Annotated in this window: 1 protein-coding gene; it reads right to left on the bottom strand. The window is 43.2% G+C overall.

Annotated elements, in window-relative coordinates:
• The coding region (locus tag FFO06_RS20575; RefSeq protein WP_137909687.1) for a beta strand repeat-containing protein at positions 1 to 2,324 on the bottom strand (2,324 nt) is incomplete at both ends.

Genomic DNA, 2,324 nt, shown 5'->3' with positions numbered 1-2,324 from the left:
CTATGGTTAAAGTGGCTGTACTACTTCCCGCAGCAAAGGTGATAGTTCCTGTAGTCCCTGTAAATGTGGCTGCACCGGTTTGAGTGTAGTCATTATTGAATGTGGCTGTACCGCCAATGGTATAGTTGACGGTTACGGCGGTGGTGGTAACTACGCTACGGGTGAAGGTGTAAACTAGGTTGGTTAGACCATCTTCTAAGACGCTACTGGGTAATAATGCTAGGGTAATGGTGGGCGTGGTAGTCATAATAGTTCCTGTTACTGATCCTGGTGTATGAATGTTATAACCTGTTCCTGTAGCCAGAGTTAAAGCTACAGTTTCATCATTTTCAACAATTGTGTCTGCTGTGGGGTCTATGATTATTTGTTTCGTAGTTTCACCCGCAGCAAAGGTGATAGTTCCGCCGGTGGCTGTAAATGTGGTTGCACCGGTTTGAGTGTAGTCATTATTGAATGTGGCTGTACCTCCTATTCCATAATTAACAGTTATAGCTGTGTTTGTGACACCAGTCCTGGTGAAGGTATAGACTAGGTTGGTTGTATCGTCTTCTAATACGCTACTTGGTGATACTGCTAAAGCAATGCTAGTATCATCATTGGTAATAGTTCCCGTTACTGCTGCTGGTGTACCAACGGTGTAACCTGTTCCCGCAAGTATAGTCAAGGCTACAGTTTCATCATTTTCCACGGTGGTATCTACCGTGGGGTCTATGGTTAAGGTTTTCGTAGTTTCACCCGCAGCAAAGTTGATAGTTCCGCCGGTGGCTGTAAATGTGGTTGCACCAGCTTGAGTGTAGTCGCTACTGTCTGCTGTACCTGCTACTCCAAAGTTAACAGTTATGGCTGTGTTTGTCACACCAGTCCGGGTGAAGGTGTATACTAGGCTGGCTGGACCATCTTCTAATACGCTACTGGGTGATACTGCTAAAGCAATGCTAGTATCATCATTAAGAATAGTTCCCGTTACTGCTGCTGGTGTACCAACGGTGTAACCTGTTCCCGCAAGTAGAGTTAAAGCTACAGTTTCATCACTTTCCACAGTGGTGTCTGCTGTGGGGTCTATGGTTATTTGTTTCGTAGTTGCAGTGTCACCCGCAGCAAAGGTAATAGTCCCCGTAGTCCCTGTAAATGTGGTTGCACCCGTTTGGGTGTAATCATTATTGAATGTGGCTGTGTCGCCAATGGTATAGTTAACGGTTACGGCATTGGGGGTAACTACGCTACGGGTAAAGGTGTAAGTTAGGTTGGTTGCACCATTTTCTTGGACGCTACTGGGTGATACTGCTAGGGTAATGGTGGGGAGAGTAATATTGGAAACGTAGCTAAAATAAGTTCCTGTCAGACTCAAACCTGTTTGATTTCGGACTATACCAATGAGTTCATCAGGTTCTGTATTTGGTTTATTGATTAATATTTGAGTGTCTGCACCGACAACAGCTAGAAGGTAATTACTACTTGTTCCTTGCAGTTGAATAATATCTCCGGTGTTGAAGTCGGTAATGTCGGCATAGTCGTTACTACCATTAGTTAGAGCATTGCCATCATCATAATAAGCCTTGGTAGTATTTCCTAAGATAAAGCGATCGCTTCCCGTTCCGCCTGTGAGAGTATCAATTTCTCCTAATCCTGCAGTCAGGAGTGTACCATTAACACCATTAATAGTATCATTCCCCTCTCCACCATCAATGGTATCATCTCCCCCACCACCGTTAATGGTGTCGTTACCATTTCCTGTGTAGATAGTGTCATTTAGTTCTGTTCCTGTGATTTGAAACTGTTCTATGTTGCTGAAATCAACACTATCTTCATAAGCATAGAAATAGCCATTAAATCCCCCTGTACCATTGCTGCTAATTGCAGATTCAATCCCACTGGAATTACTGGAGTAATTGACAATCAACAGGTCTGTTCCTGTTCCCCCATTAACTGTGTCTTGTCCTAACCCTGTATTGATAGTATCATTGCCGCTACCTGTATTAATGCTATCACTATAACTCTCTTTGAGTTTAATAGTGTCATTACCACTACCTGTGGTAATACTAAAGGCTTCAATATTGCTATAATTCAGTCCTGTGGGGGTGACAATGGTATTTCCTGTCGTATCGAATGTTAAATTACTGGTGCTGCTGCTCAAGTCATCAATTAGGGTATCAATCCCCTCTCCACCATTAATGTTATCATTCCCCTCTCCACCGTTAATGGTATCATCTCCCCCACCACCGTTAATGGTGTCGTTACCATTTCCTGTGTAGATAGTGTCATTTAGTTCTGTTCCTGTGATTTGAAACTGTTCTATGTTGCTGAAATCAACACTATCTTCATAA

This window comes from Dolichospermum planctonicum, from assembly GCF_005402965.1.
Lineage (GTDB): Bacteria > Cyanobacteriota > Cyanobacteriia > Cyanobacteriales > Nostocaceae > Dolichospermum > Dolichospermum planctonicum.
Note: the sequence above shows the minus strand (reverse complement) of the source record. Positions and strands in the feature narration are given on the sequence as shown.